Below are 7,105 nucleotides of genomic sequence, written 5' to 3' on the forward strand. Positions count from 1 at the left end.
TAAGTTCAGATACATATTATTCGTATAGAAATGAACTGGACAATATTGGAGAGTTTGGCATTTCTAATACGGGTTATGAAGTCTATGTCAGTCTGGCCTGCAGAAAAGATGACGTAAGAATGTATTCATTTATGAAAAAGGGTGTCTCCAGTATGTCGGATCACGAAATAAATGAAGCACTTATGTCCGGTGGCTATATGAATTCGGAGATGAGTGTACGGCAATTTCTGAGACAGCACGCAATGCTTGTTTTTATGGCAGGTGTTATGATTATCGTGCTGATATTAGGATTTCTTATTTATTATGTTATTTCCAGCCGAAAAGCTCTCCGGCTTGCCAGAAGCAATAATGAGTTGAGCGAGAAAGCCTATGTGGACCTGGCTACAGGCCTTCCGAATAAAAATAGATGTGAAGAAATAATCTCTTCACATCTGAGGATTACGATACCGACAGCGATGTTCATGTTGGATTTAAATGATCTGAAAGTGGTCAATGATACACTTGGGCATGATATGGGTGATCTGATGATCATGAATTTTGCAAGGATCCTCAGGCAGACAGTTCCCTCAAAATATTTTGTAGGACGTTTTGGCGGGGATGAATTTATCGTAATTGCAGAGGGGCTTTCATCGGGAGAAGAGGCAGACCAGAGAATGTATCAGGATAAAGCCAGAATAAAAGGCTCCAAACAGTTGCGATAATTTGTTAAATTCATATTGACTTTAAAAAAGATAACATTTATAATGAAATTGGTCTAAAAAGGTCGCAAGGGTGCGTATATGCTGCCTTTGCGGCTATTTTTTTAAGAAAAATGAAAAGGGATGGGAAAAATGAAAACATGCTTTAAGAGAATTTTTGCCATGGCTATGGCAGGTGTGATGGTATGCGGTATGCTTACCGGATGTGGATCAAAGAAAGCAGAAACGAAAGCAGAAACAGCAGGTGACCAGACAGCAGCTTCCGGTGAAGCAGCAATTGAAACGATTGAGGACGGTGTGTTAAAGGTTGCTATGGAGTGCGGTTATGCACCATATAACTGGACACAGCCATCAGATGAAAACGGTGCAGTACCGATTTCCGGAAGTTCAGATTATGCATATGGCTATGATGTTATGATGGCAAAACATATTGCAGATGAACTTGGTCTTGAGCTGGAGATCGTAAAACTTGACTGGGATTCTCTTGTACCGGCTGTTCAGTCCGGAAAAGTTGACTGTGTTATTGCCGGACAGTCCATCACATCCGATCGTCTGGAAAGTGTAGACTTTACAACACCATATTATTATGCATCCATCATTACTCTTGTTAAAGCTGATGGAAAATATGCAGATGCTAAGGGCGTTGCAGATCTTGACGGTGCTGTATGTACATCTCAGCAGAATACAGTATGGTATGATACATGTCTGCCACAGATTCCAAATGCTCAGATACTTCCTGCACAGGAATCTGCACCGGCTATGTTAGTTGCTCTTTCTGCAGGAAAGTGCGATGCTGTTGTTACAGATATGCCTACAGGTCAGGCAGCGTTGATTGCTTATCCTGATTTTAAGTTACTGGATTTCACAGGTGCTGATGATAATTTTGAGGTTTCTGAAGAAGAAATCAATATCGGTATTTCTGTTAAAAAAGGCAGTGCTTTGACAGAACAGTTAAACAGCGTTCTTGCAGGGCTTACAGAAGAAGATTTCAACAAGATGATGGACGAAGCAATTTCGGTTCAGCCTCTTTCTGAATAATCGATTAGAGACAGGATATAAGCGGCACGGGGACAGGGAAGGTCTCCGTGCTTTATGTCTATTTAAAAGAATAAATTTACGAGGGGGAAGATAAGATGCCGGAGACTTTTTTTGGAAAGATTCTCATGCTGCTTGAGGAATATGGAACATCTTTCGTGCGCGGTGCGGGAGTTACGATGCTGATTGCGCTGGTCGGTACATTTATCGGCTGTATTATTGGATTTGCAGTAGGTATTGTCCAGACGATTCCTGTATCTAAAAAAGATAATATTGTGAAACGCATTGTATTAAAAGTGGTGAACTTTATTCTGGCGGCTTACGTAGAAATATTCAGGGGAACACCAATGATGGCGCAGGCCATGTTTATTTATTTCGGATCGGCAGCTGTATTCAATATTAATATGTCTATGTGGTTTGCTGCATTTTTTATTGTTTCGATCAATACAGGTGCCTACATGGCCGAGACTGTTCGAGGCGGAATTTTATCCATTGATCCGGGACAGACAGAAGGTGCGAAGGCGATCGGTATGAATCACGTTCAGACGATGGTTCATGTCATTATGCCTCAGGCACTTCGTAATATTATGCCTCAGATCGGCAATAACCTGATCATCAATATTAAAGATACTTGTGTATTGTCCATTATCGGAACGGTTGAGCTTTTCTATACAACGAAGGGCGTTGCCGGTGCGAAGTATCTGTATTTTGAAGCCTTCGCCATTGCGATGGTCATCTATTTTATTTTAACATTTACATGTTCAAGAATTCTCCGATTCTGGGAAAGTAAACTGGATGGTCCGGATAATTATGATCTGGCTACAACAGATACACTTGCGCATACAAGCGGAATGTACAGTTACTCGAAGACGGATTCAAAGGAGGATGAATGATGGGAGACAGTATTTTAGAAATTCGCCATTTAAGTAAGGCCTTTGGAAAACATGTTGTTCTCCGGGATATTGACTTTTCAGTAAGCAAAGGAGATGTTACATGTATTATCGGAGCATCCGGTTCGGGTAAATCTACATTACTTCGATGTATCAATTTCCTTGAAGAGCCTACATCCGGGGAGATTATTTATCATGGATTAAATATGATGGAAAGCCGAATGAATGAGGCGGCGTACCGGGCAAAAGTAGGAATGGTATTTCAGAGTTTTAACTTATTTAATAACATGACTGTGCTGAAGAATTGCATGGTTGGTCAGGAAATCGTTCTTAAGAAAGATAAAGAAACGGCACGAAAGAATGCGATGTATTATCTTGAGAAAGTTGGAATGGCGCCGTATATTAACGCAAAACCTCGTCAGCTTTCCGGCGGTCAGAAACAGCGTGTGGCCATTGCAAGAGCTTTGGCGATGGAGCCGGAGGTTCTTCTTTTTGATGAGCCGACATCCGCTTTGGATCCGCAGATGGTTGGGGAAGTATTGTCCGTTATGCGAAAACTGGCCAATGAAGGTTTAACCATGATGATCGTGACACATGAGATGGCCTTTGCCAGAGATGTATCAAATCATGTCGTTTATATGGCAGGCGGTGTTATTGTCGAAGAAGGAGATCCGCAGCAGGTATTCGGAAATCCGAAGAGTGAGCAGACAAAAGAATTTTTAGGCCGTTTTGTTAACGGTTGATCTATCAAATAAAGAAAGCCGAAAGTGTTTGAAATGCAGATTTCAGATGCTTTCGGCTTTTTTTTATATCTTGTAACCCAGTTTTTCGGAAATTGCCTCAGAAGCGGATATCAGGATGTCCAGAAACGATTCATATTTTTCGGGAAGAATCTGGTCTGTTGAACCGGAAATGCTGATGCCTCCGATGATCGTACCGGAATAGTCTTTTATAGGTACAGCAATACATCGTATACCTTCTTCACATTCCTGATCATCCATGGCATATCCCTGTTTGCTGATTTTTTCAAGTTCCATCTTCAAGGATTCGTAAGTACATAATGTATTATCCGTAAAACGGGGCAGTCCTTTTGAATGAATCAGTTTCATTAGCTGACTTTCGCTGTAATTTAACAGCAGCAGCTTTCCGATGCCTGCGGCATGCAGCGGTGCTACGTGGCCGATGCGCTTGGTGGTTATCGTTTGAAATCCATTCCCTTTAATGGTGTCCAGATATACCAGCATCATATCCTGTTCAATGGCAAAATAGGCTGTCTGCCCTGTTTTGTTAGATATATCAAGTAAATAGGAATGGACAATTTCCGTAATATTTAAACTCGATTTTACGGAATCCCCTATTCGGCAAAATTTTAATGTTAATGAATATTTGAGGGTTTCCTGATCCTGATAGACATAACCTCGATCCATAAGCGAAGTAAGAAGGCGCAGTGTCGTGCTCGACGGAAAACCTATACCCTTAGATAATTCTAAAAGTTTTAATGGTGTACGCATATCAGACATATATTCAATGATAGTAAAAACTTTGTCGACGGATTGATTTTTTGTTGTGAATTGGTTTTTCATTTCGATCATTCTCCTGAAAATTGTCTTAAACTATTTTAATTATTAAAATACCAATATAAATATAGAACCAGTATATCATAATGTGTCAATATATGGCAAGTTTCTAAGATTGAGGTTGACATCGAGTAAAATGTGGAGTAATATTAAAAAAAGAAATAATGTTTTAATAATTAAAATAAAAAGGGGATAATTAAAATGAAAATCGTAATGTTAGAACCTCTCGGCGTAAAAGAAGAAGTTGTTATGGCTGAAGCTAAGAAATTTATTGATGCAGGTCATGAGTTTGTTTTTTGTGGTGAAAAATTAACAGAAGAAGCAAAAATTGAGCGTGCAAAAGATGCAGATGTATTTATCATTGCGAACAGCAAACTTTCGGCAGAGGTAATTAATGCAGCAGAGCATCTTCAGATGATTTCTGTAGGATTTACCGGTGTGGATCACGTAGATATGGAAGCATGTGCTGCAAAAGGTGTGCGTGTCTGCAATTCTCAGGGCTATGCGACAAATGCAACAGGAGAATTGGCTGTTACAATGATGCTGGCATGTCTCAGAAATATTGTACCTTATAATCAGGTTGTAAGAGATGGAGGAACATTAGCAGGTTTCACACATAATACGCTGCATGGAAAGACGGTAGGTATTGTCGGTACAGGTGCAATCGGAAGAAAAGTTGCATCATTATGTAAAGCTTTTGGCTGCAGATTACTTGGTTATGATGTTGCTGAAAGTCAGGAAGCTAAGGACTTAGGTGTTGAATATGTAAGCATTGATGATATATTTAAACAGAGCGATATTATCACATTACATGCACCGCTTCTGGAATCTACAAAACACATCGCTAACAGAGAGCGCATTTATTCTATGAAGAAGACAGCAATTCTTGTGAATTGTGCAAGAGGTCCGCTGGTTGACAGTCAGGCACTCGCAGATGCACTTAATGAAGGCGTGATTGCTAAAGCAGGTGTGGATGTTTTCGAAATGGAACCTCCGATTCCGGCAGATCATCCGCTTCTCAACGCAAAGAATTGTATTGTTACACCGCATGTAGGTTTTTATTCCGAAGAGTCTTTAGCTGAAAGAGTCGGTATTGTTTGCAACAATATCTCTGCATGGATGGAAGGTAATCCAATTAATATTAAACTGTAATTTTGAGGCCGAGAGCATTGGAAAGTTAAAGTTTTCAATACTTTCGGCTTTTTCTCTATATTTCAAGATAAATCTGGCGGTATTCATTTTTTTGTGTTATAATGTCTCAATACGAATAAATAGAAAACTTAGATATAGAGTGACAGTGCTCGAAGGGAGAAGAAATATAAGATGAAAAAAAAGATGATCATCGCGGCACTGGCAGTGGCACTGGCCGTCAGTACGGTTGCACCGAGACAGAGTTCGATGACGGTTTTTGCATCAGAATCAAATTATCGTGAGGAGACACCGCAGGAATATGAAGAGCGGACAGGGTACCGATTGCCGGATGGCTGGCATTATCTGCTTAAAGATGGCTGTGTCATTCTTTATGAGGACGGGACGCCTCTGATCGAGGAAGATGAGACTGGTGAGGATTCATCCGAACAGGAGACAGATACCGTCATTGAAACAGAAACGGGAACAGAGTCCGGCGAGTTTGAATCTACAGAATCTCAGCCGGCAGAGTCGGATACAGAGGAAACAGAAACGGAAGAGCCGGGTACTGGAGAAAGTGAAGAATCGGATACATCAGAAACTGAGGAGAGTGAAGAAGAGACGGAGACAAATGATTCAAAACCGTCTGAGAAGCCTTCCGGGAAACCTTCTGAGAAGGAGGAGGAGCTTTTGAATGATCAGAATTCGTCGGAGGAGTATGAGGCTTCTTCCCAGTTTATTGATATTGGTGACCGTATTCGCTATAATGTAACGGTGCCTATTGAAGGTATTCCGTCTTTTATTACGCAGGAGATGATCGTGGGTGCTTTAAAGTGTCAGGATGAGACCGGATATCCGGCTTCTGTTACCATTGCCCAGATTATACAGGAGTCCGGATTTGGAAGATACGGTCCCGGCGGAGCGATTGGGGACGGTCTTTCCTATCTGGCATGGCAGTACTGCAATCTGTTTGGTGTTAAGGGTAAAGGAACTGCCGGGACAGTGAATATGGAAACAATGGAGATGACTACGGATGGCGAGAGCTATACGATAACGGCTGGATTTCGTGCATATCATACATATACAGAAGCGATTGAAGACAGGAGTCGTATACTTACAGAAGTATATTCGGATTTGATCAGTGGTGTAACCGATGCGAATACATTTGCTATGCGTATCAGTGGAAGATGGGCTACAGGAGTGAATTACGGCAACAGTCTGATTCATATTATGCAGTCCTATGATCTGTATCGTCTGGATGAGTTAACGCTGCAGGATTTTTCGTCGTTGATCGGAAGGTTTGCAGATCCGTGTCCGGGCGCTGTTGTGACAAGTACGTTTGGTTATCGGAGCTTTGATAATGCTTTCCATAAAGGAATTGACCTGGGTACAGGTTCTGAAAATATACCGACCTATGCTGCCGAAGCGGGTGTGGTTACTTATGCCGGATTCAGCAATTCGGCGGGAAATTATATTATTATTGATCATGGTGACGGACTTGTGACAAAGTATATGCACCACGAAGAATTGTATGTGAAGAAGGGACAGCAAGTGACCAAGGGGCAGCAGATCGGATTAAGCGGAACGACCGGAAACTCTACAGGAAATCATTTGCATTTTCAGGTGGAAGAGAATGGTGTTGCTGTAGACCCGATGCTCTATCTGAAAGATGGGGGCAGCGGTGTGATCTCAAAACGGACAACCGCACTTGTTGGAATGTATATTAAAACGCGGCAGACAGATACTTGTATCGGTCCGCTCTCATAAAAGACTTTTA

The 7,105-nt window shown here is 41.4% G+C and carries 7 protein-coding genes; 6 read left to right on the forward strand and 1 reads right to left on the reverse strand.

Going from position 1 to position 7,105, the window contains the following annotated elements:
• From QZZ35_RS07890 to QZZ35_RS07905, 4 genes are all read left to right on the forward strand, one after another.
• Nucleotides 1-701 (forward strand): GGDEF domain-containing protein (locus QZZ35_RS07890; RefSeq protein ID WP_291236906.1); only part of this gene is annotated, 701 nt, incomplete at its 5' end.
• 129 nt (nt 702-830) lie between these two features.
• On the forward strand, nt 831-1,736 hold the full coding sequence (locus tag QZZ35_RS07895; protein WP_291234895.1) for a transporter substrate-binding domain-containing protein: 906 nt from the start codon (nt 831-833) through the stop codon (nt 1,734-1,736).
• Nucleotides 1,737-1,831: 95 nt separating this feature from the next.
• The gene (locus QZZ35_RS07900; protein ID WP_291236907.1) at nt 1,832-2,626 is read left to right on the forward strand and encodes an amino acid ABC transporter permease; all 795 of its coding nucleotides are present in this window, start codon (nt 1,832-1,834) and stop codon (nt 2,624-2,626) included.
• Nucleotides 2,623-3,366 (forward strand): amino acid ABC transporter ATP-binding protein, encoded by a 744-nt coding sequence (locus tag QZZ35_RS07905; protein ID WP_291236908.1) that lies wholly within the window; start codon nt 2,623-2,625, stop codon nt 3,364-3,366. The genes QZZ35_RS07900 and QZZ35_RS07905 overlap by 4 nt, the downstream gene beginning before the upstream one ends.
• A 63-nt stretch (nt 3,367-3,429) precedes the next feature.
• Here QZZ35_RS07905 and QZZ35_RS07910 read toward each other — a convergent pair whose 3' ends face one another.
• The gene (locus QZZ35_RS07910) at nt 3,430-4,206 is read right to left on the reverse strand and encodes an IclR family transcriptional regulator (protein WP_291236909.1); all 777 of its coding nucleotides are present in this window, start codon (nt 4,204-4,206) and stop codon (nt 3,430-3,432) included.
• A 195-nt stretch (nt 4,207-4,401) separates the two neighbouring features.
• Between QZZ35_RS07910 and QZZ35_RS07915 the strand changes: the two genes are divergently transcribed.
• Entirely contained in the window at nt 4,402-5,352 is a 951-nt protein-coding gene (locus tag QZZ35_RS07915; protein WP_291234899.1) for an NAD(P)-dependent oxidoreductase, read from the forward strand.
• Between the two features lie 171 nt (nt 5,353-5,523).
• Nucleotides 5,524-7,095, forward strand: coding sequence for a peptidoglycan DD-metalloendopeptidase family protein (locus tag QZZ35_RS07920; RefSeq protein ID WP_291236910.1), 1,572 nt, complete (start codon nt 5,524-5,526; stop codon nt 7,093-7,095).
• The last annotated feature ends 10 nt before the right edge of the window (nt 7,096-7,105 follow it).

It is taken from the genome of Frisingicoccus sp., assembly GCA_016298055.1.
GTDB lineage: Bacteria > Bacillota > Clostridia > Lachnospirales > Lachnospiraceae > Frisingicoccus.